Here is a 23,762-nt window from a genome sequence, read left to right as displayed (position 1 = left end):
CCCGCCCACCTCAAGGCGCGTGCCGAGGAGGCCGCGAGTCGCGAGGGCCTGTCGGTCAACGCGTGGCTGGTCCGGGCCGTGTCGGCGGCGGTCGACGGCGGCACGCGGCCGCGCACGACGCAGAAGACGCAGACCATCGGACAGAACTTCACGGGCTGGGTGCGCTGACCGCGCCTCGCCCGCACCACTTCACCCCACCACTTCACTCACACCACGTCCCACCAGCGGGGACGCCCTGAAGACCCATGAGGACGGGACAGCCATGCCTACTTTCGACACCCCCGAACCGATCTCGGCCACCGCGCATGTGGAGGCCGGTTCCATCCAGTTCACCGCGGGCGACCGCCTCGACACCGTCGTCGAGGTTCGGCCTCGCGACGCGAAGAAGGACCTTGACGTACGAGCGGCCGACCAGACCGAGGTCACCTGCGTGAGCGGCGTACTGAACGTCAGGACGCCCAAGGCCAATCTGCTCGGCCTCGGGCGCACCGGCACCGTCGACGTGACGGTCGAACTGCCCACGGGCTCGCGCATCGACATGACCGGTGCCTGGGCCCAGGTGCTCGGCGAGGGCCGGCTCGGAGAGGTCCGCGTGAAGACCTCGTCCGGCGACGTCCGCCTCGAGACGACAGGTCCGCTGCAGCTGAAGGCGTCGCACGGCTCGATCACCGTGGACCGGGTCGAGGGCACGGCGGAGATCACCACCAGCTCCGGCAGCCTGCGCGTCGGCCTCGTCGACGGGCCCGGCGTCCTGAAGAACTCGCACGGCACCACGACCGTCGGCGCCGCGACGGGCGAGCTGCGGGTGAGCGGTGCCAACGGCGACATCGCGATCGGGCGCGCCGAGGACTCGGTCACGGCCACCACCGCCCACGGCACCCTGCGCGTGGACGAAGTGGCCCGCGGCACCGTCCAGTTGGAGACCTCCTACGGCGCCATCGACGTCGGCATCCGCGAGGGCACGGCCGCCTGGCTGGACGTCAGCTCCACCTCCGGCCAGGTGCGCAACACGCTCACCGCGTCCGAGGCGCCGGAGGAGGCCGAGGACACCGTCAAGGTCCGCGCCCGTACGAGGCACGGCAACATCGACGTCCGCCGCGCCAAGGCCTGACCCCGGAGGCACTCGCCTCAACTCACTCCACTCCACTGCTGTTTCAGCCTTCGAATGGGAGGGCCCCATGCCTTCATCTGTCATGCCCACGTCCAGACTGGGCGACGGTCACCCGTCGCCGGCCGCGGTCTCCACCGTCGGTCTGCGCAAGTCGTACGGCGACAAGACCGTCCTCGACGGCATCGATCTGTGCATCCCGGCCGGTTCCGTGTTCGCGCTGCTCGGGCCGAACGGCGCCGGCAAGACCACCGCCGTGAACATCCTCTCCACCCTGATCAGTGCCGACGCCGGCGACATCCGCGTCGGCGGCCACGACCTGGCCACCGACCCGCAGGCGGTGCGCGCCGCGATCGGCGTCACCGGGCAGTTCTCCGCCGTCGACGGGCTGATCACCGGTGAGGAGAACATGCTCCTGATGGCGGACCTGCACCACCTGTCGAAGCGGGAGGGGCGGCGGGCCGCCGCCGAGCTGCTGGAGCGGTTCGACCTCGTCGAGGCCGCCAAGAAGCCGGCCCAGACCTACTCCGGCGGCATGAAGCGGCGCCTCGACATCGCCATGACGCTGGTCGGCAACCCCCGGATCATCTTCCTCGACGAGCCGACCACCGGTCTCGACCCGCGCAGCCGCCACAACATGTGGGGGATCATCCGCGAGTTGGTCTCCGACGGCGTCACCGTCTTCCTCACCACCCAGTACCTGGACGAGGCCGACGAGCTCGCCGACCGCATCGCCGTACTCAACGGCGGCAAGATCGTCGCCGAGGGCACCGCCGAGGAGCTGAAGCGGATGATCCCCGGCGGGCACGTCCGGCTCCGCTTCTCCGACCCGGCCGCGTACCAGAACGCCGCGTTCGCGCTGCGCGAGGTCACACGGGACGACGAGGCGCTGGCCCTGCAGATTCCGAGTGACGGCAGCCAGCGGGAGCTGCGCTCCATCCTCGACTGGCTGGACTCCGCCGGCATCGAGGCGGACGAACTGACCGTGCACACCCCCGACCTCGATGACGTGTTCTTCGCCCTGACCGGCGCCGACGACAGCGCCGGCACCCCGCCGAACCAGCCCAAGGAGGCTGTCCGATGAGTGCTCCCCTGGCTCCCGCCCGCCCGCTCCGTATCTCCCTCGCAGTGCGCGACTCCTCCACGATGCTGCGGCGGAACCTGCTGCACGCGCGGCGCTATCCGTCACTGACGCTGAATCTGCTGCTCACGCCGGTCATGCTGCTGCTGCTGTTCGTCTACATCTTCGGCGACGTGATGAGCGCCGGCATCGCGGACGGCGGGGCGGACCGGTCCGAGTACATCGCGTATCTCGTCCCGGGCATCCTCTTGCTGACCATCGGCGGCACCACGATCGGCAGCGCGGTGTCCGTCGCCGCGGACATGACCGAGGGCATCATCGCCCGCTTCCGTACGATGGCGATCGACCGGGGGTCGGTGCTCATCGGGCACGTCGTCGGCAGCGTGCTGCAGTGCGTGATGAGCGTGGTCCTCGTCGGGGCCGTGGCGGTGGCCATCGGGTTCCGGGCCACGGATGCCACCCCCCTGGAGTGGATCCTGGCGGTCGGGCTGCTGGGGCTCGTCTCCCTGGCGCTCACCTGGATCGCGGTCGGCATGGGCCTGTCGAGCCCGAACGCAGAGGCGGCCAGCAACAACGCCCTGCCGCTGATGGTCCTGCCGCTCCTCTCCAGCGCCTTCGTGCCGGTCGACGCGATGCCGGGCTGGTTCCAGCCGGTCGCCGAGTACCAGCCGTTCACCCCGGCCATCGAGACCCTGCGCGGCCTGCTGCTCGGGACCGAGATCGGCAACAGCGGGTGGCTGGCCGTGGGTTGGTGCCTTGGGCTGGCCGTGCTCGGCTACTTCTGGTCCAAGTCGCAGTTCAACCGCGACCCGAAGTAGGAGTCAGCAGTACGAGGGCCGGAGCCCGAAGCCCGTCCCGTCGCGAGGGCGGCGTACCCGACACCGCGTCGGCGTACGCCGCCCTGTCGGCGTTCTCCGCCGCCTGCCGGGCCCGTGCCGAGGACGGACACCGCCGGCTCGAACTCGCGCTGCACCCGCAGCCGTTCGCCCTGCGCAATCCGCGGCGTGGTGACGGCCCTGGTCTGACGGGCGCTGTTCGTGGTATCCAAACGCCGCGGCCGGCTCCGACGGGGAGGACGGTCGAGCCACGCACCAGGAGGCGCCGGTTCACCGTCGTGGTCGTCGCGTTGATCGAAACCGTCGTCCTGCTCTCGCCCTCGACCCCGGCCACGGATCGGGGGGCGCGCAATGACCGGGCGGCCATTCCTGTCCTGCCGTAGGAGCCCGCAGTGTCCATAGTCCACAACCTCCGCAACACCGTCCGCCCGGCTCGGCGCCGTCGCGGTGTGGACCTCAGCCATCCCGCCCGCTCACCCCTCGGCAGCTCCGTGGTGAACTGCGTGGTCTACATCGACGGCGTCCGTCAGGCCGGCCACAGCCCCACGGACGAGGCGGTCCAGCTGGTCCGTGAGAAGCAGGGCAACGGCTTCGTCTGGATCGGCCTTCACGAGCCCACTCAGGCGGAGTTCGCCGGAGTCGCCGAGCTCTTCGGTCTCCACCCGCTCGCGGTGGAGGACGCGGTCCTCGCTCACCAACGGCCCAAGCTCGACCGGTACGACGACACCTTGTTCACCGTCCTCAAGACCGTCCGCTACGTCGAGCACGACGAACTCACCGCCACCAGCGAGGTGGTGGAGACCGGCGAGATCATGGTCTTCACCGGGTCCGACTTCGTGATCACCGTCCGGCACGGAGGCCACGGCTCCCTGGGCCCGCTCCGCGAGGGCCTGGAAGCCATGCCCGACCACCTGGCCAAGGGCCCCGCCGCCGTGCTGCACGCCATCACCGACCACGTCGTCGACCACTATCTCGACGTCACCGCAGCCGTTCAGCACGACATCGACACCATCGAGACCGACGTCTTCTCCGACCACCGCGGACGAAGCTCCGACGCGAGCCGGATCTACCAGCTCAAGCGCGAACTTCTCGAACTGAAACGAGCGGTGGCCCCGCTGGCCGGCCCACTGGACCAACTCGCCAAGGAATCCACGCCGTTGGTCGACGAGTACATTCGCGCGTACTTCCGCGACGTCGCCGACCACCTCATGCGAGTCAGCGAACAGATCACCGGGTTCGATGCCCTGATCGACACGATCATGCAGGCCGGCGCAGCGCAGATCACCGTCACGCAGAACGAGGACATGCGCAGGATCAGCGCCTGGGTGGCCATCATCGCCGTCCCCACCATGATCTGCGGCGTCTACGGTATGAACTTCGACCACATGCCCGAGCTGCGCTGGACCTACAGCTATCCGGCCGTCCTCGCGGTCATCGCCGTGGCGTGCACCCTCATCCACCGCGGCTTCCGCCGTAACGGCTGGCTCTGACACACCAGCAGCCGCGCAGACGGCAGTTGGCCATCTTGGCCGTGCGCAACCACCAGGTGAGAACTGCGCCCTGCCCCGTGGGCGTCATGACGTGGCTGTCGCCGGAAGGTCGGGAGGCGCCGGCGAATGGCCGGCCGCGGGCCTCAGCGTGAGGACCATGGTGAAGCCGCCTCCGGGCGTGTCCTCAGCGGCCAACGTGCCGCCCATCGCCTCTGCGAAGCCCCGGGCGACGGCGAGCCCCAGGCCGACTCCCGTCCCGCGCGGTGCGTCACCGTGGCGCTGGAAGGGAGCGAAGATGCGGTCCTTCGCTTCGTCCGGGACTCCTGGCCCTCGGTCCACCACGCGCATCTCCACGCGGTCGGCGATGGCGCTGGCCGAGATCAGCACACGTCGGCCCTCGGGGCTGTACTTGACCGCGTTCTCAACGATGTTGGCGACAGCCCGCTCCAGGAGTCCCGCATCCACGGCGACCATCGGCAGGTCCTCGGGAACGTCCAACTCGACGCTGTCGTCGGGCAGTCCGCCGAGCGCCATGGGCACGACCTCGTCGAGGTCGATCTCGCGGATGAGCGGGGTGATCGTGCCCGTCTGCAGCCGGGACATGTCGAGGAGGTTGCCGACCAGGTTGTCGAGGCGGTCGGCTCCTTCCTCGATTCCGGCCAGCAGTTCGGCCTGGTCCTCCTCGGACCAGTCGACGTCGCCGGAACGCAATGACGTCACCGCCGCCTTGATCCCCGCGAGCGGGGTGCGCAGGTCGTGGCTCACTGCGGCGAGCAAGGCGGTGCGGATGCGGTTGCCCTCGGCGAGCTCGCGGGCCTGCGCGGCCTCGCCGACGAGGCGCTGGCGGTCGAGCACGACGGCTGACTGCGCGGCGAACGCGGAGAGCACACGGCGGTCTTCGGCGGGCAGGACGCGGCCGGTGAGGGCCAGCGCCATGCGCTCTCCGACCGGCACGTCCACGTCAGCGTCGTCGGGCCGTACGGGGGGAGGGGCGTTCCCCACGCTCCCTGTGCAGGTCCAGGGAGCGACGTCGCTCTCCCGCTCCAGGAGCGCGACGGAGTCCATGTTGAAGGTCTCGCGCACCCGGTCGAGAAGTGCCTCGAGTGTGGTTTCTCCGCGCAGCACGCTGCCGGCCAGGAGGGAGAGGATCTCGGATTCGGCGCGAAGACGGGCGGCCTGGTGAGTGCGCCTTGCCGCGAGGTCGACCACCGAGGCGACCGATACGGCCACCCCCACGAAGATCACGATGGCGACGATGTTGTCGGCGTCGTCAACGGTCAGCCCGTGCAGTGGGGGAGTGAAGTAGTAGTTCAGCAGCAGGGATCCGAAGGCCGCCGAGGCCAGCGCCGGCAGCAGACCGCCGGCCAGGGCGGCCGCCACGGTGAGTGCCAGGAAGAGAAGCATGTCGTTGGCGAGGCCGACGTCGGGGGCGACGCCCTTCAGAAGGAGGGTGAGCAGCACGGGGCCGGCGATGCCCACGAGCCATCCCCAGATGACCCGGGAGCGGCCGAGACGCGCGCCGCGGGCCACGGGGAGCCCGCGTCCCTTGGCGGCCTCCTCGTGAGTGACGATGTGGACATCCAGGTCGGGGCCCGATTCGCGTGCCACGGTCGCGCCCACGCCGGGGCCGAAGATGTTCTGCCAGGCCTTGCGGCGGCTGGAGCCGAGGACGATCTGAGTGGCGTTGACTCCGCGTGCGAACTCCAGCAGGGCGGACGGGGCGTCGTCCCCGACGACGTGGTGGAAGGTGCCGCCCAGGTCCTCCACGAGGGTTCGCTGGACGGCCAGTTCCTTGGGAGACGCGGAGGTCAGCCCGTCGCTCCGGGAGATGTAGACGGCCAGCACCTCGCCGCCGGCCCCCTTCTCGGCCAGCCGGGCGGCGCGGCGGATGAGGGTGAGCCCCTCGGGGCCGCCGGTGAGGCCTACGACGATGCGCTCGCGGGCCTGCCAAGTGGTGCGGATGTTGTGCTCGCCGCGGTATTCCTGGAGATACTCGTCGACCCGGTCGGCGACCCAGAGCAGCGCGAGCTCGCGCAGGGCGGTGAGGTTCCCGGGGCGGAAGTAGTTGGAGAGCGCCGCATCGATCCTGTCCGGCTTGTAGATGTTGCCGTGGGCCATGCGGCGGCGCAGCGCCTGCGGGGACATGTCGACCAGTTCGATCTGGTCCGCCCTGCGCACCACCTCGTCGGGGACGGTCTCTCGCTGCCTGACCCCGGTGATGGACTCGACGACGTCGCCCAGCGATTCGAGGTGCTGGATGTTCACTGTGGAGACGATGCTGATGCCGGCGCTGAGAAGCTCCTCGACGTCCTGCCACCGCTTGGCGTTGCGCGAGCCGGGGACATTGGTGTGTGCGAGCTCGTCGACGAGGGCGACGGCCGGCCGGCGCTCCAGGACCGCGTCCACGTCCATCTCGGTGAAGACCGTGTCCCGGTAGTCGATCTCCTGCCGCTGCACCTGCTCCAGGCCGTGCAGCATCACCTCGGTGCGCGGCCGGTCGTAGTGCTCGACGAAGGCGACGACGCAGTCCGTTCCGCGCTCCCTGCGGCGGTGTGCCTCGGAGAGCATCGCGTAGGTCTTGCCGACGCCCGGCGCCGCACCGAGGTAGATCCGAAGCTTGCCGCGTGCCATGGTTCCGGTCCTTGCGGTCGACGGGACGGTTACCGGGGTCGTCTTCTCATTCTGGGCAGCCTGCCAGGATGAGGAGATCTCACGGTTCGAAGCGGTAGCCCATCCCGGGCGCGGTGATGAGGTGGCGGGGGTGTGCGGGGTCGGCTTCGAGCTTTCGTCTGAGCTGAGCCATGTACACGCGGAGGTAGTTGGACTGCTTGCCGTAGGTGGGGCCCCACACCTCCTGCAGGAGGTGTTTCTGGCTGACCATTCGCCCACGGTGGTGGATCAGCACTTCCAGCAGGTGCCATTCGGTCGGGGTGAGGCGGACGTCGTGTCCGCCGCGCTCGACCGTCTTCGCCAGCAGGTCGACGGTGAATTCCTCGGTCGTGACGATCGCCGCGGGGTCGGTGGAGACCACGGTCGCCGTGCGGCGGGATGCGGCCCGCAGCCGGGCCAGCAGTTCGGCCATGGCGAAGGGCTTGGGAATGTAGTCGTCGGCTCCGGCGTCGAGTGCCTCGACCTTCTCGTCCGAGGTCTGACGTGCGGAGACCACCAGGATCGGCACGTGGGTCCAGCCGCGAAGTCCCTTGATCACTTCGATGCCGTCCATGTCGGGAAGGCCGAGGTCCAGCAGTACGACATCCGGGGGACGTGAGGCGGCGAGCCGGAGGGCCGATTCTCCGTCAGGGGCCGAGTCGACGTCGTACTTGCGTGCTTTCAGATTGATCTCGAGAGCCCGTGCGAGCTGTGCTTCGTCCTCCACCACCAGCACCCGGGTCATCGCTGTGCCGCCTTTCTGTCGTGCGCGAGACGCGTGTCGACCAGCTTGCCGGGAGCCGGAGGCCCCAGGCAGGTACCCGGGCCTCCGGTCGCCTTCCGCTGTTGCAACAACGGTCACTTCCCGGTGAGTTCCTTGAGTGCGACGTTGAGCTGAAGGACGTTCACCCTGGGCTCGCCCATGAAGCCGAGGGTCCGGCCGTCGGTGTGGTCCTCGACCAGATTGTTCACCTGCTTCACCTCGAGGTCGTTCTTCTCAGCGACGCGGCGAACCTGGAGATCCGCGTACTGGGGAGAAATGTGCGGGTCCAGGCCCGATCCGGAGGAGGTGACCGCGTCCGGCGGCACGTCGGAAGGCGCGGGTGTGTAGCCCTTCGCGTGGTTGTCCGCGATGACGGCCTTCCTGGCGCCCTCGACCCACTGGACGAGTTCGGGGTTGTCGGCGGATCGGTTGGTGGCTCCGGAGAGGACGATCGAGTACTGGGTGTTGACGCTGTTGGTGCCCAGGCCGTTCGACGGGCGCGGCTGGAACCACTTCAGGTCCGGCCGTGCGGCTTCCTCGGCGTCGGAGGGGTCCTTCTTCGGCAGGTCGTACGTCTGGCCGATGAGTTCGGAGCCGACGACCTTGCCGTCCGATGCGATCTCCGAGCCGTTGGCCTTGTCGTTGAAGACAGTTTGCGCGAAGCCGGTGACGGCGAGCGGGTAGAGGACGCCCACGACCACCGTCAGGACGAGGAGAGCGCGGAGACCGGCTCCGACGAGGCGCGCGGTGTTGCCCAGTGAGTTGTTCATGGCGATCAGCCGATTCCGGGGATGAGTGTGATGAGCAGGTCGATGATCTTGATGCCGATGAAGGGGGCGATCAGGCCGCCGAGACCGTAGATCCCGAGGTTGCGGCGGAGCATCTTGTCCGCGCTGGTGGGCCGGTAGCGCACTCCTCGCAGCGCGAGGGGCACGAGCGCGACGATGATCAGCGCGTTGAAGATGACAGCGGAGAGGATCGCCGACTGCGGGGAGGCCAGGGCCATGATGTTGAGCTTGTCCAGGCCCGGATGGACTACTGCGAACATCGCGGGAATGATCGCGAAGTACTTCGCGACGTCGTTGGCGATGGAGAAGGTGGTCAACGCGCCCCTGGTGATCAGGAGTTGCTTGCCGATCTCGACGACCTCGATCAGCTTGGTGGGGTTGGAGTCCAGGTCGACCATGTTCCCGGCCTCCTTGGCGGCCGAGGTGCCCGTGTTCATGGCGACGCCGACATCCGCCTGAGCCAGGGCCGGCGCGTCGTTCGTGCCGTCGCCTGTCATCGCCACGAGCTTGCCGCCGGCCTGCTCCCGCTTGATGAGGGCCATCTTGTCCTCGGGCGTGGCTTCGGCGAGGAAGTCGTCCACGCCGGCCTCGTCGGCGATGGCGTGAGCGGTCAGCGGGTTGTCACCCGTGATCATGACGGTCCTGATGCCCATCCGGCGCAGCTCGTCGAACCGCTCCCGCATGCCCTCCTTGACGACGTCCTTGAGATGGATGACGCCGAGAACGCGTGCACCGAGGTCGTCGTCCACCGCGACGAGAAGCGGGGTGCCTCCCGCCTCCGAGATCGCGTCGGCCGCTGCGGCCGCGTCGGCAGCCACCAGCCCTCCGCGCTCGGTGACCCAGCTGACGACGGAACCGGCCGCGCCCTTGCGGACCCTGCGTCCGTCCACGTCCACACCGGACATGCGGGTCTGAGCGGTGAAGGCCACCCACTCCGCGTGCACGAGTTCGCCCTGGTCGCGCTCCCGCAGGTGGTACTTCTCCTTGGCGAGGACCACGACCGAGCGGCCTTCGGGCGTCTCGTCGGCCAGCGACGAGAGCTGCGCCGCGTCCGCCAGTTCGGCCTCGGCGACGCCCTCGACCGGGACGAACTCGGCGGCCTGACGATTTCCGAGGGTGATGGTTCCGGTCTTGTCGAGCAGCAGCGTGGAGACGTCGCCTGCGGCCTCGACCGCGCGGCCCGACATCGCGAGCACGTTTCGCTGCACGAGCCGGTCCATGCCGGCGATGCCGATGGCGGAGAGCAGCGCGCCGATGGTGGTCGGGATCAGACAGACCAGAAGCGCGATCAGCACGATCATGGGCTGCTTCTGGCCGGCGTAGATCGCGAACGGCTGCAGCGTGACGACCGCGAGCAGGAAGACGATGGTGAGCGACGCCAGAAGGATGTTCAGCGCGATCTCATTGGGCGTCTTCTGCCGGGCAGCGCCCTCGACCAGTTTGATCATCCGGTCGATGAAGGTCTCGCCCGGCTTCGTTGTGATCTTGATGACGATGCGGTCGGACAAGACCCTGGTGCCGCCGGTGACGGCGCTGCGGTCCCCACCGGACTCGCGGATGACCGGTGCGGACTCGCCTGTGATTGCAGACTCGTCGACACTCGCGACCCCGTCGACGACATCGCCGTCGCCGGGAATGACGTCCCCGGCCTCGCACACCACCAGATCACCGATGCGCAGCTCGGTGCCGGGGACCTGCTCCTCGGTACTGTCACGCAGCCGCCGCGCGACGGTGTCGGTCTTGGCCTTGCGCAGGGTGTCGGCCTGAGCCTTGCCACGGCCCTCGGCCACCGCCTCCGCGAGATTGGCGAAGACCGTCGTCAGCCAGAGCCAGGCGGCGATCGCCCAGCCGAACCAGTCGGTGGGGTCCTTGAGCGCGAAGACCGCGGTCAGTACGGAGCCGATCAGCACCACGAACATCACGGGGGACTTGATCATCACCCGTGGATCGAGCTTGCGGACGGCTTCGGGGAACGACGTGATCAGCTGCCGGGGATCGAACAGGCCCCCGCCGACGCGGCCTTGCTCGGGCTTGTGTCCTGAGGGCACATCCTCGTGAGGCGCACGGGTCGGAGTGACGGTGGACATAACGCCGCGCTCCTCCTGCTTCTGTGTCGTGGTGGTCATGACGCCAGCCCTTCTGCGAGCGGCCCCAGCGCCAGTGCCGGGAAGTAGGTCAGACCGGCGATGATCATGATCGTTCCGACCAGCAGGCCGGTGAAGAGCGGCTTCTCGGTGCGCAGGGTGCCCGCGGTTGCGGGGACCTTCCTCTGCTCGGCGAATGAGCCGGCCAGCGCCAGTACGAACACCATCGGGAGGAACCGGCCGAGCAGCATGGCGAGCCCGATGGTGGTGTTGAACCACTGGGTGTCCGCGTTCAGGCCCGCGAAGGCCGAGCCGTTGTTGTTGGCGCCCGAGGTGAACGCGTAGAGGATCTCCGAGAACCCGTGCGCACCCGAGTTGGTCATCGAGTCTGCCGGAGTGGGCAGGGCCATCGACGCGGCGGTGAAGCAGAGCACCAGTGCCGGCGTGATGAGGATGTAGCAGGCCGCCAGCTTGATCTCACGGGTGCCGATCTTCTTGCCCAGGTACTCGGGCGTACGGCCGACCATCAGCCCCGCGATGAAGACCGCGATGATCGCCATGATCAGCATGCCGTAGAGCCCGGACCCCACCCCGCCGGGGGCGATCTCGCCGAGCTGCATGCCCAGCATCGTGATGCCGCCGCCGAAGCCGGTGTAGGAGGAGTGGAAGGAGTTGACCGCTCCGGTCGAGGTGAGCGTGGTGGCGACCGCGAAGATCGACGATCCGCCCACTCCGAAACGTGTCTCCTTGCCTTCCATCGCACCACCGGCGAGCTCCAACGCCGGGCCGCCGTGGTGGAATTCGGTCCACATCATCAGCGTGGTGAAGCCGAGCCAGATCGTCGCCATCGTGGCGAGGATCGCGTAGCCCTGCTTCAGCGAGCCGACCATCCTTCCGAAGGTGCGGGTCAGCGCCAACGGGATGACGAGGATCAGGAAGATCTCCAGCAGGTTCGAGAACGGGCTCGGGTTCTCGAAGGGGTGGGCGGAGTTGGCGTTGAAGTAGCCGCCGCCGTTGGTTCCGAGTTCCTTGATTGCCTCCTGGGAGGCGACCGCCCCTCCGTTCCACTGCTGGGCGCCGCCCGTGAACTGTCCGACTTCGTGGATGCCGGAGAAGTTCTGGACGGCGCCGCAGGCGACCAGGACGATGGCTGCGATCACCGATACGGGGAGCAGGATGCGGACGGTCCCGCGGACCAGGTCCGCCCAGAAGTTCCCCAGTTCGCCGTTGCGGGTCCGGGCGAAGCCTCGTATGAGAGCGACGGCGACGGCGATGCCCACGGCTGCCGAGACGAAGTTCTGCACGGCGAGACCGCCGGTCTGCACGACGTGGCCCATGGCCTGTTCGCCGTAGTACGACTGCCAGTTGGTGTTGGCGACGAAGGAGGCAGCCGTGTTGAACGCCTGGTCCGGGTCGATGGAGGAGAATCCGAGCGATCCCGGCAGGCTGCCCTGAAGGCGCTGCAGGAGATAGAGGAAGAGGACGCTCACCGCGGAGAACGCCAGGACACCGCGCAGATAGGCAGGCCAGCGCATTCCGATGTCGGGGTCGGCGCCGACGGCCTTGTAGATCCACTTCTCGACCCGAAGATGCTTCGTGGAGGAGTAGACGCCTGCCATGTGGTCGCCGAGGGGACGGTAGGCCAGAGCCAGCGCCGCGACCAGCGCGAGCAGCTGGAGCACACCGGCAAGGAAGGGGCTCATTTCAGGCTCAGAACCTCTCCGGGTGCAGCAGGGCGAAAGCGAGGTAGCCCAGCAGGGCGACGGCCACGACGAGACCGACGATGTTCTCGGTGGTCACAGCTTTGCCACCCCCCTGGCTATGACGGCCACCAGCGCGAAGACCGCGATCATGGTGACGACGAAGGCCACGTCGGCCATCGTGAGCTCCTGGAATAGGTCGGGAAACGCTTGGCTCCTCGATGAAAGCCCCGTCGCCGAACGGGAGCGCCTGGTCTTGACGGGTTCCATACGGCAGAAGGCGCCACTTTGACGCTTCTCTTACGCCGCTCTGCCGACCCGCCGCGACTCGAGCAGGACGGTCGCGTGGTCAAGGGGCCGGTGCGCTGCGATGTCGAGGTCGAGCGCCTCGGGCTGCCGGACGACGAGGTGGAGCTGCGTACGTTCGCAGGTGGCCTCTCCTACGGGCGCCGGCCGCCTTCCGCAGTGCCGGGTGGTTCAAGTCCCGCTGTCCGTATCATCGAATCCATGACCGCTGAGCCCACGGAACCAGTCAGCCGGAGCGTGGTGCGCGCTTCCCATGCGGATCGCGAAGCAGTGGTCGAGCAGCTCAAGGAGGCTGCTGCCGAAGGCCGACTCGACTTCACCGAGCTGGATTTGAGGCTGGAGCAGGCGCTGAGTGCCAAGACTCGCGCCGAGTTGGGGCTTCTCACCGCTGATCTGCCGCCCGAAGTCGTTCCGGATCCGGGAGAGCCATTGGTCCTCGAGGGAGGACTCCACGGCGCGAAGCGTGTCGGACGCTGGCAGGTGCCCGGGCACGTGACGGCGCACGGCGGGATGGGCGGAGTCACGCTCGATTTCACCCGGACCGCCTGCCGGCTGCCCGAGGTCGAGGTGGAAGTGCACGGGGAGTTGGCAGGCGTCACGGTCGTCATCCCCGACAGTTGGGCTGCGGAGACCGGTGGGATGGATCCGGGCTTCGGCGGTCTCAAGGACAAGACGACTCCCGACAGGCTGCCGGGCACACCGCTGATCCGCCTCACCGGCGCGGGCGGCCCGGCGGGTGTGGTCATCCGTCACCCCAACAAGTGGGAACGTCGCAGGTTGAAGCGCAACAAGCCGGAGTGAGCCCACGCACAGGGCCGCAGACGCGACCTCTCGCCTCACGGCAACTCCACCGGTGCTAGGGGGTGTCCGCGAAGTCCCGGCTGGGGCGCGGGGTCTGGCACGCACGCTCCCGGCGTTGTCGGTCGTCGGCGCAGCCCGCTGCGCTCTCCTCCTCCGCCTTGCGATCGCACGCGCCAGACCCCGCGCCCCCCGCCTTGCAGGCGGACGACGCTACTTCGCGGACACCCCCCACGACCCGTTGGGTTCCGGCTTGTGGAAGGTGATCGACCCGGAGGGGCAGACGCGGGCGGCCATCTGCGCGGCCGCGCGGTGGGCGGCGGGCGGCTCGGCTTGGAGCAGGAGCACGCGGCCGTCGTCGGGATCCTGGTCGAATACCTCGGGGGCGGTCAGCGCGCACATCCCGGCGCCGATGCAGCGTTCACGGTCGACGCTCAGGCGCGCCGGACTCATGACTCCTCCTTGTCCCAGGTGACCGGCATGCTCTTCACTCCGTAGATGTCCGCGGTCTCCGAGCGCAGGCCGACCTCTTCAGCCGGTACGGCCAGGCGCAGCGTGGGGAAGCGCTCGATCAGCGCGCGGAAGGCGACCCGCATCTCGACGCGGGCCAGTTGCTGACCCAGGCACTGGTGGATGCCGTGGCCGAAGGCGAGGTGCCCGCCTTGCTGCCTGCCGAGGTCGAGGACATGGGGGTCGGCGAAGCGCTCGGGGTCGCGGTTGGCGGTGTTGTACGAAAGGATCACCGGCGAACCGGACTTGATGGTCCGGCCGCCCAACTCGACGTCCTCCAGCGCCGTCCTCATGAACGTCTTGGCAACGCTGAGGTACCGCAGCAGTTCCTCCACGGCGCCGTCGATGAGCGCGGGATCGGCGCGCAGCGCGGCCAGTTGCTCCGGATTGCGCAGGAGCGCGAAGGTGCCCAGGGCCAGCATGTTCGCGGTGGTGTCGAGCCCGGCTGCCAGCAGGATCAAGGCGATCCCCTTGAGCTCCTCATCGGTCAGATCGCTGTCGGTGAGATCGCTGAGCACGTCGTCTGTGGGGTTCGCGCGTTTGGCTGCCACCAGCTCCGCGAGGTAGTTCTGCGTAGCGGTGTAGGCCGCCATCAGGTCCTCGTCGCTTGTCTCCCCGTTCATGAACGAGTCGACCTGCTCCTGGAAGGACCCCCGGTCCTGGTACGGAACGCCGAGGAGCTCGCAGATGATGACGGCGGGGATGGGCTTGGCGTACGCGGTCACCAGGTCCGTCGGCGGCCCGGTCTTCTCCATGGCGTCGAGGTGGTCGGCGGTGATCTGCTCGATGCGCTCGGAGAGCAGGCGCATCCGCCGCACGGTGAACTTGCCCATCAGCGGCTTTCGATAGCGGCTGTGCTGCGGCTCGTCCATGAGGAGGAACTCGCCGGGCGGCGCCGGCGGGACCTCGAAGTCTCCGTAGTCGATGGTCGGGTGGTGGCGCATGAGCTCCTTGCGCGAGCTGAACCGCGAATCGGCGAGGACCGACCTGACGAGGTCGTATCCGGTGATCAGCCAGCCTGGCTTTCCGCCGGGGAAGGTGTAGCGGCTGATGGGGCCGTGCCGGCGGGCGTCGATCAGCTCCGCCGGGGGGTCGAAGGGGCAGCCGGACTGACGCGCCGTCGGCATCGTCGTGACGGTGTGGACCGATTCACCCATGACCATCTCTCATCTCGCGATAGTACGCGTTTATCACTTCCCGAAAGCTACGGCGCATTCCGAATCGAGTCAATCGACAATGGATCGCTTACGCAGGTCAGCGACGTAAAACAGGTGCAATGGCGCTGCCGTCGAATGCAATGCACCGTTGCAATGAATGAGCTTGAAGGCAATACTGGCGGCATGCCAGGAGGACGGTTGACCCAGCAGGAGCGCCAGCGCATCGCGGCCGGACTCGCCCACGGGCTCTCCTATGCGGAGATCGCCAGGCGGCTCGATCGGCCGACCTCGACGATCAGCCGGGAGGTCGCACGCAACGGCGGCCCCGGTGGCTACCGGCCCGAGCAAGCACATCGGGAGACGGTCCAGCGGGCGCGGCGTGGCACACCGGTGCCCCCGCGCGCGGCCGAAGCGCCGGGCAGCACGGTGGAAGCCGAGATCATCGAGCTGGCGGTCAGGACGGGGCTACCGAGGATGACAGCGCGCGTGCACCTCGACCTGTTGTTGTCCGAGGACGGCAGGCGCACTGCGGCCGAGCTGACCCGCAGGCTGAGGGTCAGTCCCGCATCCGTCTCCGTGGCCGTGAACTACCTGGTCCAGCACGGGTATGTCCGGCGCGAGCGCGATCCGCAGCGGCGTCGCGACATCTACGTGATCGATGACGACGCCTGGTACCACTCGATCGTCATCAGCTCGCGGCAGACGCTCGATTCGGCGCAGGCAGCGATCGCGGGGGCGGAGACGCTCGGGCTCGACAGCCCCGTCGGGCAGCGGCTGACCAGGGCAGGGACGTTCCTGGAGCGGATCAGCCTCGACATGATGGAGTCGGCCGACCGCTGGCGCTCCCTCCTGGCGTGACGAGTCTCCTGGCCCTCTGCCGGGGCGGTGCATGAACGCCGCGATGTCCCGGGTGTGATGGGAGGTCACCGCGTTCGTGAGCACAGGGCTGACGTGGGTCGTTCGCCTGTGCGCTCGTACTGTTCGCGGGCCGAGGTGAACATCCTGCACCCCGCCGAGCCGTCGCCCTTCGCATGACGCGGACCGCCGGCCACCCAGCCACCCTCTACCACTGCGCGGTGAGGAGCGAGTGGCCGCGAACAACTTCCCTTGTCGCGGGCCGCGTTGCGTGCTCTCACCGCGGAAGGGGCAGGGGTGGAACCCCTGTGCCTCACTCGGCACCACCCGCAGAGCCGGCAAGAGACACTGCTGTCCCGGGTGATCAGGTCAGTAGGTGGCTGAGGTGGGAGGCGCGGCGGGCGGCGTCCAGCAGGGCTCGTATCCCGGAGCCGGCTTGGTCGGCGTTCTTCGCGAGTGTCGTGAACGGCAGTCGGGCATCCCGGTGGCCGTCGGGATACTCAAGGCGCAACGTGACGCCGTACCCGTCCAGCGCCACCGGAACAGCGCGCACCAGACCCTTGTCCGGCAGCGGTCGCACGAGGCGCAGCAACAGGGCAACGTCTTCACCGTGGGCGTCCACGAGATGCGTGAGCATGCTCGCTTCGCAGGCGGCCAGGGGGTCGGGCGGCGTGGCCTGCAGTTCGTCCAGTGTCACGTACGAACGCCCGCCGGCGTCCTCGAGGACCGCCTGGCCGAACTCCATGCAGGTGCTCTCCTCGGCGTCCGGGTCGTACGGGGCCGCGAGCACTCCGGCCAGTGTGACTCGGGCCCGCAGCCGGTCCCGTACCGGTGTGGGTGCGATGTCGGTCAGCTCCAGCCTCACCGGGATGCGTGTCCCGCCCGTGGCGAGAGCGGCTTCGGTAGGTGCGTGAAGGTGGAAGTCACCCACCGCCTCCCTTCCGGAGAGCCGGTGCACTTCGGAGTGAAGCCCGTCGCTCACGACCGTCATCGAATGGGCCGCGGCCAAGATCGACCGCACGCGTTCGGCGGGCGTCGGCTCTGTGACGCGGGCACGGAAGGGACGCATCCAAGTTCTCCAAAGGCAGCGGTCTCAGAGGCATGGCCACACTCACGTGGCTTGATTAGGTTAGGCTAACCTAACATTCACGTCGTGGAGTCACGTCAAGGGGCGGCGCACGGCGCGAGTTCCGAAGACACAGCCGTCAACGCGCGGCGGTGACGACTGCGGCGATGGGGGAGCACCAGACCTGCCGTGCTTCGATGGATCCTGAGCCCAGCAGCGTGTCCGGATGTGTCAGTCGGCGGTGGTCGACCCCCCCCGCCGCGCGGTCTCACGCCGGACGGGTTCCGGAGGTCTCCGAGCAGGGAGCCGATCCTGGACAACCTGTCCGCCCACAAGGGCGCCGAGATCCGCCGCTGGGCGATGAAAAACAAGGTCGAGTTGTGCTTCACCCCGACCTACGCCTCGTGGGCGAACCCAATCGAAGCCCACTTCGGACCGCTGAGGCAGTTCACCATCGCCAACTCCCACCACCCCAACCAGACCGTGCAGGCCCGGGCCCTGCACGCCTACCTGCGCTGGCGCAACGCCAACGCCCGCCACCGCGACGTCCTGGCCGCCGAACGCAAGGAACGCGCCCGCATCCGCAGCGAGAAAGGCATTCGCTGGGGCGGGCGCCCCCTCAAGACAGCAGCCTGAACCAATCAGGCGAACCAATGCGGCGGTCACGGCCCTAGGTTGGCGGTATGAGCCTCGACATTCCTGACCAGGTCCGCAAGACGGTCATAGCCGAAGGGAACGAATCCTGGCTGGACGAGCTGCCAGGCGTGCTCGACTCGCTGGCCCAGGAGTGGTCTCTGATGATCGGGTCCAGCTTCGCGGGCGGTCATGCCGCCCTGGTCGTCGAGGTGACGCTTGTTGACGGGACTCCGGCGGCCCTCAAGATCGGTGTGCCAGGTCGGGACGTCGGGCAGGAGGCCATGGCGTTGCGCCTGGCGAACGGAGGGGGATGCGCCAAGCTGTTGGGCGAAGACGTGGGTCGACAAGCCCTTCTGCTGGAGCGCCTTGGGGCTCCTATGTACGACACCGTCGCCGACCCTGCAAGCCGCCACAACTTGCTGTGCGAAGTGGCGGTTCGCCTGTGGCGTCCGATCGGTCCCGACATTGACCTTCCAACCGGTGCGAAGCTGGCTGAGCAGTACGCCGATCGGTTGCCAAAACTATGGGAGCAGGCGGGGCGACCGTGTTCGCCAGCCACTGTGGCGGACGCGCTGAATTGCATGAATCGTCGTCGCCTTGCTCACGACGATCGGTCCGCGGTTCTGGTCCACGGTGATGTCCACGAGATGAACGCCCTGCAGGCGAGCGACGGCAGCTACAAGCTCATCGATCCAGCCGGGCTGCGGGCCGAACCGGCGTGCGATCTCGGCACCATCGTGCGTTGCAACCCGGACCTCGGCGATGACCTCTGGGCGCGGACTGAGCAACTGGCTTCTCGCACGGGCGTGGATGCCACCGCCATCTGGGAATGGGGAACCATCCACCGAGTCGTCAGCGGCGTCTACGCCTGCAGCATTGGCTTTCAGCCCTTTGGCGATCTGCTGCTGGCCGAAGCGGACCGGCTCACGGCGTAGTCACCACACATCCATCCGTCACGACGACCAACCCGGCGAACCTGTGCGGTCGCAGCACCAGACCGGCCGGCTGATGCTCAGCCGGACGGGCGGCGGCCCCAGGCCGAGATCATCGGCGAGGTCGCGAGGTCGAGCCGCCCGGCAGCCACGTTGGCGAGGTGCCGCTCGATCTCCTCGTCCGTGGCGAGGCCCGCGGTGGTGAGCTTGTCACGCACCTGGTGGACGGTGGCCGCTTCGAGGACGTCGCACTGGGGCGAGGCGATGGGGAAACAGGCGTCGGCCTCGACCTCGGCGAGGCCGAACTCGCGTAGCAGCCGCGGCAGTTTGCGTCCGTAAGAGAGGTCCGCGCCGCGCTGCTGCAGCAGTTGGCGGAAACCGCGGCGCAGCCGGTTGGCGAGCTCCTGCTCCGGGCCGTACTCGTCGGGGCAGATCAGCGGCTGCAGAGCGGGATCGGCGTCCTCGATCAGCAGCCGGCCGCCGGGACGCAGCGCCCCGATCATGGAGCGCAGCGCGGCATCCCGGTCCGCGACGTGAACGAGGACCAGGCGGGCGTGGATCAGGTCGAAGGGCCCGGCGGGAGGTTCGTCGAGGGCGACGTCGTGACGGAGTACCTCGGCCCCTCCGGCGGCGGCCGCCTCGGTCCAGGACACGTCGATGTCGGTGGCGAGCACGCGCCCGGAGGGGCCGACGCGTTCGGCGAGCCAGGCGGGGACGGTCGGCCCACCGGCGCCGACCTCCCAGCACTGCCATCCCTCGTCGATTCCGAGCAATTCGAAGTGACGGAACGTGGAGGCATCGAAGAGGGCAGACAGTGCGTCGAAACGTGCACCCGCCTCGACCTGCCGGTTGTCCAGCAGATATCCCTTGTCCTGGGCCATGAGCCGATCATTTCACGGCAGAACGACGGTGCGACGGCGTAGTTCGCGCCAGAGGCGCGTGTCCGGATCCGGGCCTACGCCTCGCGCCGTGCCTTGTCGGCGGCTGCCTGCGCCCGATCCAGGTACTCGGCCATGGTCACGGCGTGGTGGCTCAGTTACAGGCTCGTCGCGCCCCGTGCATAGAGGGCGGCCCCCACGACCCCGAGCGGCACGGACACCGCCAGCATGAGCATCAGCTCCGACCAGACCGCCCATTCCACGGTTTCCGCGGCCCCGTACCCCGTGGCGATCAAGGCCTTGGTGTCCGCGGTGAGCAGGCGCACCAGCACCCAACCCCAGCACACGGCGGCCAGCGACAGCAGCCACAGCCCGATCGACCTCCATCGCCGCGCGAGTCCGGAGAACTCGCTCTGCAACCTGCGCCGGTCCGCATCGATGCTGCGCCGCACATTGTCAGGTGCCCCCACCGGTGACCCACCCCCCTGAATCCGACCGCCGTGGTCAGCCGAGCATACGAGACCGTCAACGCCGGGCGCGCGTCAGGAGGTTGGGCCGGCTGCTCGGTGGCCGGAGCGCAGGCGACGGGCCGTCAGTGGGGCTTGCAGGGCCGTGGCCCTCCGGCGATCGGGATTCCGGTGCGGCGGGCCTGGGCGACGGACGCGGGGGAGTCCTCGCTGCGGGCGGCCTCCGTCGGGATCTCGGCGTCGACCGGGACCGTCGGGCGGTCCGCCGGCGGGGTGTAACCCTCCAGGCGGGCCGTGCCCCACACGTAGGGGTCGGCCTGAGCGCTGCCGAACGGCGACCACGCGAGCCGGGTCTGACCGGTCTTGTCCTGGGTGTCGGAGTCGTAGACGAGAATGTTCGCCGCGAACCGCTCGGGATCCGCCGCGGCAGGCAGTTCCCCGAGAGGGATCTTCGCCTCGACGGTGTAGCCCCGGAACGGCTCGCTGACCTCGGCGGCGACGCGCATGCCGGGCGCGGTCTTCTCAGCGGGGCCCTGACGGTTGTCGGCGTCCCGCTCCGCGGCCGGGCCGCCGTCTCCGGCCGTGAACGGGAAGATCCCGGTCTTGAACGTGACCGCGGTGTCGTCGCCGTTGCCGCGGGGATCGAGCGCGATCTCGACGGAGTCGGTTCGCCAGTGCCTCTTGGCGTCCTCCTTGTCCAGGCGGGTCCCCTCCCGGTCGTCCGTGACAGTGACCAGTACGAAGAGGTCGTCGCCGTGCCGGGACATCTTCGCCGTCGCCGAGCAGTCGGCGTCGCCCACCTCGTCACCCTCCCAGTGCCGCAGGCGCAACTCCGGGCCGGGGTACTCGCCTTCGCCTTCGACGCCGTTCAGCACGGGTGCCACGTCGACTTCGGGAACGGTGGTGGACGGCGCGCCCGGGTAGTCGGGCTGAGAGTTGTTGGCCAGCCAGGGCAGCCCCACCTGACGCGTCCACTCGCGGAACTCGGCGTACACGGGCCGCAGTTCACCCTGGTCCCGCACTCGAGCCTTGACGATCCGGCCCCTTTCCGCCAGCACGCTGAACCAGTCCGAACCGAGCTTCTCCGGGTCCGTGGGAACCTCGGGCGGCATCGCGGCCCAGCCCTGGGTGCGGTACATGCGGCTCGCGTCCCGTTCGACCTGCGCCCAGGACTTCCCGTGCTCGCGCGAGGTGTGCCCTGACCAGACGCCGACGACGGGCAGGCCCGTGTCCGGGTCGGTGTGGCGCTCCTTGGCCGCGTCCGGGCCGAGAAGATCCGAGAAGCCGTAGTTCTGGGCCAGCAGCCGCCGCGGGCGCCACGGCTTCAGCCCCTCGCATGTCAACTGGTCGGGGAAGGCCTCGTGGTCGCCCGCCAGGAAGAACGCCTCGATCGCCAGCCGCGCCGACATCTGGTGCCCGCCGTGCTGGTTGAACGGACGCGGGTCCATCGTCACGACGGTGTGCGGCGTGGTCATGCGGAAGAGCCGGACCATGCGCTCCAACGTGTCCTGCTCGTGCCAGATCCGCTCGGTGAGGGGGGCGGACAGGGTGTACCAGAAGTCCGGCTTGTCGAGGTAGAAGACGTTCTCGATCCCCGCGAGCGCGATCGCGGAGCGCTCCTCGTCCTCACGCAGCATGCCGAGAGGCGCGCCCTCCTCCGGGCCGACAGCGTTGCCGCCTCCCTCTCCCCGGGTGATCGTGACGACACCTGTGCGAAGTCCACGGCGTTCACGCCACAAGCCGAAGGTGGACAGGTTTCCGGCCTCGTCGTCCGGGTGCGCGCTCACGAACAGCACGTCGTGGTGGGCGGGGTGGCGGCGGCCTGTGGCCGTGTGCCGTTCGGCGGCCCTCGCGGCGGGCATCCCGGCCGTGTACACCGCGCCCACCAGGCCGGAGGCCATGACGGCGGTCACGCGCCGCCGAGAGGGCCCCGCCGCGCTTGCTTCCTCGCTCGACTCGACCACGATGCAAACCGCCTCTTCTTCAACCCGCGGACCGTACCGGCCGCAACTCTTGGGCAATCCCCGCTCCACGGCAACCTTCTTACGCGCCGCATCCGTCAACTCGCCAGAGCGCACGCCGAGATCGATCGTCCGGGAAGTTCGGTCCCGCTGACCGATGAGAGACGCCGCCGCGCCGGGTCTGTACCGATTGAATCCAGTTCGATCGAGGCCTCAGGAGGTCGAAGTGTCTGCATCGGTTCTCTACATGTCGGTGTCTCTGGACGGTTTCATCGCCGACCCCGACGACTACCTCGGCGGTGACGACGGCCACCGGCTGCACAACTGGTTCGCTCCGGGCGGGCAGTTCGCCGAGCTGACCGGGCCGGCCGCGGAGCTGATCGACGAAGCGAAAGCCTGCGGTGCCGTCCTCGCGGGACGGCGGACCGCCGAGCTGATGGACCATTGGGGCGGTGATCACAACGGCCTCCCGATCTTCGTTCCCAGTCACCGGCCGCCGGGTCCGGCCGCGCGTTGGGGCTATCCGCTGGTGACGTACGTGACCAGCGGGATCGCCGACGCGATGAAGCAGGCGAAGGCGGCCGCGGGGGAGCGGAACGTGTTCGTGATCGGCGGGTACACGGCCCGGCGGGCGCTGGAGGCCGGCGTGCTGGACGAGTTGCAGATCCATCAGGTCCCGGTGCTGCTCGGTCGTGGCCGTCGGCTGTTCGAGGACCTGCCGTCGCAGATCGAGTTGGACGTCCTCCGGGTGATCGACACGCCGGAGGCCACGCACATCCGCTACCGCGTCCGTCGCTGAGCGGCCGGCCACCGGCGCTCCGTCGGGATCCAACTGCCGTCAAGCGGACGGCAGTTAACCGTTGAAGCCCGACTCCGCCACCTCGGCTTGTACGTTCTTGGGATGTCGCTTAGGTTAGGCTCGCCTAAGTAGATGGCAGCGACGTCCTGCACCCACGTCAAGGAGGCGACGCATGGCGCGAGTTCCGAAGGTCCTCGCCGAGTACGCGCAGCGACGCGGGTTCACCACGAAGGTGACGTCCGTGGAACGCCCCTCTCCCTCGCTCCTGCGCGTCACCTTTCACAGCCCTGCGTTGAGAGCTCGGAGCATCTCGCCGTGCGACGTCACCGCGTTCCGTGTGTGCGACAACGACTTCCGCCACTACACGACCGAGTCACACGACCCTGATGCCGGCACGGCGACGGTCCTGTTCCACGACCACGGCCGTACCGATGCCCCCGGACTCGCCCTGATCGAATCACTCGTCCCGGGCAGCGACATCGTCTGGTGCGGGCTGGACTCCGCGAGGAGCTTCCGCTGGACCTCCCCCCGTACGACGCTCGCCATGGGGGACGCGAGCACGCTGGGGCTGATGGCGGCGCTGACCGAACGCGCGAACGCGGAGGGCGCACGCCTGCTCGTCGCCGTCGAGATCGAGCCGTCGGACTGTGACTACGTCCGCACGCTTCTCCCCGATGCAGTCGTCCTGGCCGCAAGCGATGAGCACGGTGCCGCCCTTGACGAGTGGCTGGTCGACGCCGACGGTCAGATCCGCACACTCGCACCGCAGACCGTTCACCTCGCCGGGCACGGCGGCTCGATACAGCGGCAGCGCGACGCGTTGCGTACACGGCACGGCCTCGACCGACGTGCCATCCGCACTCAGCCGTACTGGGCGACCGGCCGAACCGGACTCTGA

The 23,762-nt window shown here is 68.7% G+C and carries 22 protein-coding genes and 1 pseudogene; 10 read left to right on the top strand and 13 right to left on the bottom strand.

Translation table 11 applies throughout. The features are described 5' to 3' along the window. Nucleotides 1-262 precede the first annotated feature (262 nt). The 4 genes from H5J26_RS07485 (at nucleotide 263) to H5J26_RS07470 (ending at nucleotide 4,515) form a co-directional block, all read left to right on the top strand. On the top strand, nucleotides 263-1,111 hold the full coding sequence (locus H5J26_RS07485) for a DUF4097 family beta strand repeat-containing protein (RefSeq protein WP_181764927.1): 849 nt from the start codon (nucleotides 263-265) through the stop codon (nucleotides 1,109-1,111). Between the two features lie 82 nt (nucleotides 1,112-1,193). Further along, entirely contained in the window at nucleotides 1,194-2,192 is a 999-nt protein-coding gene (locus tag H5J26_RS07480; RefSeq protein WP_235980467.1) for an ATP-binding cassette domain-containing protein, read from the top strand. Next, nucleotides 2,189-3,007: an ABC transporter permease gene (locus H5J26_RS07475; protein ID WP_181764925.1), complete on the top strand. Its 819-nt coding sequence runs from the start codon at nucleotides 2,189-2,191 to the stop codon at nucleotides 3,005-3,007. Before H5J26_RS07480 ends, H5J26_RS07475 begins: the two co-directional genes overlap by 4 nt. Nucleotides 3,008-3,423: 416 nt before the next feature. Beyond that, nucleotides 3,424-4,515, top strand: coding sequence for a magnesium and cobalt transport protein CorA (locus H5J26_RS07470; RefSeq protein ID WP_181764931.1), 1,092 nt, complete (start codon nucleotides 3,424-3,426; stop codon nucleotides 4,513-4,515). An 84-nt stretch (nucleotides 4,516-4,599) separates the two neighbouring features. On the opposite strand, the gene H5J26_RS07465 is transcribed toward H5J26_RS07470, so the two are convergent. From H5J26_RS07465 to H5J26_RS07435, 7 genes are all read right to left on the bottom strand, one after another. After that, entirely contained in the window at nucleotides 4,600-7,146 is a 2,547-nt protein-coding gene (locus H5J26_RS07465; protein WP_181764924.1) for a sensor histidine kinase, read from the bottom strand. Between the two features lie 79 nt (nucleotides 7,147-7,225). Next, nucleotides 7,226-7,909, bottom strand: coding sequence for a response regulator (locus H5J26_RS07460; RefSeq protein ID WP_181764923.1), 684 nt, complete (start codon nucleotides 7,907-7,909; stop codon nucleotides 7,226-7,228). A 113-nt stretch (nucleotides 7,910-8,022) separates the two neighbouring features. Next, the gene (locus H5J26_RS07455) at nucleotides 8,023-8,697 is read right to left on the bottom strand and encodes a potassium-transporting ATPase subunit C (protein WP_181764922.1); all 675 of its coding nucleotides are present in this window, start codon (nucleotides 8,695-8,697) and stop codon (nucleotides 8,023-8,025) included. Nucleotides 8,698-8,702: 5 nt separating this feature from the next. Then, nucleotides 8,703-10,841: a potassium-transporting ATPase subunit KdpB gene (kdpB, locus tag H5J26_RS07450; protein WP_181764921.1), complete on the bottom strand. Its 2,139-nt coding sequence runs from the start codon at nucleotides 10,839-10,841 to the stop codon at nucleotides 8,703-8,705. Further along, the gene (gene kdpA / locus H5J26_RS07445; protein ID WP_181764920.1) at nucleotides 10,838-12,502 is read right to left on the bottom strand and encodes a potassium-transporting ATPase subunit KdpA; all 1,665 of its coding nucleotides are present in this window, start codon (nucleotides 12,500-12,502) and stop codon (nucleotides 10,838-10,840) included. The genes kdpB and kdpA overlap by 4 nt, the downstream gene beginning before the upstream one ends. Before the next feature lie 7 nt (nucleotides 12,503-12,509). Continuing rightward, nucleotides 12,510-12,599, bottom strand: a complete 90-nt coding sequence (gene kdpF, locus H5J26_RS31345; RefSeq protein ID WP_181764919.1) for a K(+)-transporting ATPase subunit F — start codon at nucleotides 12,597-12,599, stop codon at nucleotides 12,510-12,512. Then, the gene (locus H5J26_RS07435) at nucleotides 12,596-12,769 is read right to left on the bottom strand and encodes a hypothetical protein (protein WP_181764932.1); all 174 of its coding nucleotides are present in this window, start codon (nucleotides 12,767-12,769) and stop codon (nucleotides 12,596-12,598) included. The genes kdpF and H5J26_RS07435 overlap by 4 nt, the downstream gene beginning before the upstream one ends. A 237-nt stretch (nucleotides 12,770-13,006) precedes the next feature. Between H5J26_RS07435 and H5J26_RS07430 the strand changes: the two genes are divergently transcribed. Next, entirely contained in the window at nucleotides 13,007-13,606 is a 600-nt protein-coding gene (locus tag H5J26_RS07430) for a DUF1707 SHOCT-like domain-containing protein (protein ID WP_181764918.1), read from the top strand. 210 nt (nucleotides 13,607-13,816) lie between these two features. On the opposite strand, the gene H5J26_RS07425 is transcribed toward H5J26_RS07430, so the two are convergent. Then, on the bottom strand, nucleotides 13,817-14,056 hold the full coding sequence (locus tag H5J26_RS07425; RefSeq protein ID WP_181764917.1) for a ferredoxin: 240 nt from the start codon (nucleotides 14,054-14,056) through the stop codon (nucleotides 13,817-13,819). Then, on the bottom strand, nucleotides 14,053-15,270 hold the full coding sequence (locus tag H5J26_RS07420) for a cytochrome P450 (protein ID WP_181764916.1): 1,218 nt from the start codon (nucleotides 15,268-15,270) through the stop codon (nucleotides 14,053-14,055). The genes H5J26_RS07425 and H5J26_RS07420 overlap by 4 nt, the downstream gene beginning before the upstream one ends. 183 nt (nucleotides 15,271-15,453) lie before the next feature. Between H5J26_RS07420 and H5J26_RS32390 the strand changes: the two genes are divergently transcribed. Then, the gene (locus tag H5J26_RS32390) at nucleotides 15,454-16,128 is read left to right on the top strand and encodes a MarR family transcriptional regulator (protein WP_181764915.1); all 675 of its coding nucleotides are present in this window, start codon (nucleotides 15,454-15,456) and stop codon (nucleotides 16,126-16,128) included. A 361-nt stretch (nucleotides 16,129-16,489) separates the two neighbouring features. Here the strand turns inward: H5J26_RS32390 and H5J26_RS07410 are convergent, their stop codons facing one another. Beyond that, a complete protein-coding gene (locus H5J26_RS07410) occupies nucleotides 16,490-17,194 on the bottom strand; it encodes a DUF2470 domain-containing protein (RefSeq protein ID WP_181764914.1) in 705 nt (234 codons plus the stop codon). Between the two features lie 306 nt (nucleotides 17,195-17,500). Here H5J26_RS07410 and H5J26_RS07405 point away from each other — a divergent pair. Both H5J26_RS07405 and H5J26_RS07400 read left to right on the top strand, forming a co-directional pair. Beyond that, a pseudogene (locus tag H5J26_RS07405) lies at nucleotides 17,501-17,827 on the top strand (transposase); the annotation flags it as partial. A 47-nt stretch (nucleotides 17,828-17,874) separates the two neighbouring features. Beyond that, nucleotides 17,875-18,762 carry an aminoglycoside phosphotransferase family protein gene (locus tag H5J26_RS07400; protein ID WP_181764913.1) on the top strand — a complete coding sequence of 296 codons (888 nt, stop codon included), beginning with the start codon at nucleotides 17,875-17,877 and terminating at the stop codon, nucleotides 18,760-18,762. Nucleotides 18,763-18,839: 77 nt separating this feature from the next. Here H5J26_RS07400 and H5J26_RS07395 read toward each other — a convergent pair whose 3' ends face one another. From H5J26_RS07395 to H5J26_RS07385, 3 genes are all read right to left on the bottom strand, one after another. Next, nucleotides 18,840-19,640, bottom strand: coding sequence for a class I SAM-dependent methyltransferase (locus tag H5J26_RS07395; protein ID WP_181764912.1), 801 nt, complete (start codon nucleotides 19,638-19,640; stop codon nucleotides 18,840-18,842). A gap of 155 nt (nucleotides 19,641-19,795) precedes the next feature. Then, nucleotides 19,796-20,107 carry a hypothetical protein gene (locus H5J26_RS07390; RefSeq protein ID WP_181764911.1) on the bottom strand — a complete coding sequence of 104 codons (312 nt, stop codon included), beginning with the start codon at nucleotides 20,105-20,107 and terminating at the stop codon, nucleotides 19,796-19,798. A 122-nt stretch (nucleotides 20,108-20,229) separates the two neighbouring features. Then, on the bottom strand, nucleotides 20,230-22,068 hold the full coding sequence (locus H5J26_RS07385; RefSeq protein ID WP_309237818.1) for a sugar-binding protein: 1,839 nt from the start codon (nucleotides 22,066-22,068) through the stop codon (nucleotides 20,230-20,232). A gap of 223 nt (nucleotides 22,069-22,291) precedes the next feature. Between H5J26_RS07385 and H5J26_RS07380 the strand changes: the two genes are divergently transcribed. Together H5J26_RS07380 and H5J26_RS07375 are read left to right on the top strand one after the other, a co-directional pair. Further along, the gene (locus H5J26_RS07380; RefSeq protein WP_309237817.1) at nucleotides 22,292-22,864 is read left to right on the top strand and encodes a dihydrofolate reductase family protein; all 573 of its coding nucleotides are present in this window, start codon (nucleotides 22,292-22,294) and stop codon (nucleotides 22,862-22,864) included. Nucleotides 22,865-23,036: 172 nt separating this feature from the next. Further along, complete coding sequence (locus H5J26_RS07375; protein WP_181764910.1) at nucleotides 23,037-23,762, top strand: SIP domain-containing protein; 726 nt, start codon at nucleotides 23,037-23,039, stop codon at nucleotides 23,760-23,762.

Origin of the sequence: Streptomyces albidus (ex Kaewkla and Franco 2022), from assembly GCF_013870515.1 — a bacterium.
In the GTDB taxonomy this organism is placed as follows: domain Bacteria; phylum Actinomycetota; class Actinomycetes; order Streptomycetales; family Streptomycetaceae; genus Streptomyces; species Streptomyces albidus.
This window is presented reverse-complemented; position numbering and strand designations above follow the sequence as displayed.

Coding starts and splice junctions, on each gene's coding strand:
- H5J26_RS32390 (WP_181764915.1), top strand. CDS start 15,454: ATGCCAGGAGGACGGTTGACCCAGCAGGAGCGCCAGCGCATCGCGGCC.
- H5J26_RS07420 (WP_181764916.1), bottom strand. CDS start 15,270: ATGGGTGAATCGGTCCACACCGTCACGACGATGCCGACGGCGCGTCAG.
- H5J26_RS07410 (WP_181764914.1), bottom strand. CDS start 17,194: ATGCGTCCCTTCCGTGCCCGCGTCACAGAGCCGACGCCCGCCGAACGC.
- H5J26_RS07400 (WP_181764913.1), top strand. CDS start 17,875: ATGAGCCTCGACATTCCTGACCAGGTCCGCAAGACGGTCATAGCCGAA.
- H5J26_RS07435 (WP_181764932.1), bottom strand. CDS start 12,769: ATGGAACCCGTCAAGACCAGGCGCTCCCGTTCGGCGACGGGGCTTTCA.
- H5J26_RS07455 (WP_181764922.1), bottom strand. CDS start 8,697: ATGAACAACTCACTGGGCAACACCGCGCGCCTCGTCGGAGCCGGTCTC.
- H5J26_RS07460 (WP_181764923.1), bottom strand. CDS start 7,909: ATGACCCGGGTGCTGGTGGTGGAGGACGAAGCACAGCTCGCACGGGCT.
- H5J26_RS07465 (WP_181764924.1), bottom strand. CDS start 7,146: ATGGCACGCGGCAAGCTTCGGATCTACCTCGGTGCGGCGCCGGGCGTC.
- kdpB (WP_181764921.1), bottom strand. CDS start 10,841: ATGACCACCACGACACAGAAGCAGGAGGAGCGCGGCGTTATGTCCACC.
- H5J26_RS07375 (WP_181764910.1), top strand. CDS start 23,037: ATGGCGCGAGTTCCGAAGGTCCTCGCCGAGTACGCGCAGCGACGCGGG.
- H5J26_RS07395 (WP_181764912.1), bottom strand. CDS start 19,640: ATGGCCCAGGACAAGGGATATCTGCTGGACAACCGGCAGGTCGAGGCG.
- H5J26_RS07430 (WP_181764918.1), top strand. CDS start 13,007: ATGACCGCTGAGCCCACGGAACCAGTCAGCCGGAGCGTGGTGCGCGCT.
- kdpA (WP_181764920.1), bottom strand. CDS start 12,502: ATGAGCCCCTTCCTTGCCGGTGTGCTCCAGCTGCTCGCGCTGGTCGCG.
- H5J26_RS07480 (WP_235980467.1), top strand. CDS start 1,194: ATGCCCACGTCCAGACTGGGCGACGGTCACCCGTCGCCGGCCGCGGTC.
- H5J26_RS07425 (WP_181764917.1), bottom strand. CDS start 14,056: ATGAGTCCGGCGCGCCTGAGCGTCGACCGTGAACGCTGCATCGGCGCC.
- H5J26_RS07475 (WP_181764925.1), top strand. CDS start 2,189: ATGAGTGCTCCCCTGGCTCCCGCCCGCCCGCTCCGTATCTCCCTCGCA.
- H5J26_RS07485 (WP_181764927.1), top strand. CDS start 263: ATGCCTACTTTCGACACCCCCGAACCGATCTCGGCCACCGCGCATGTG.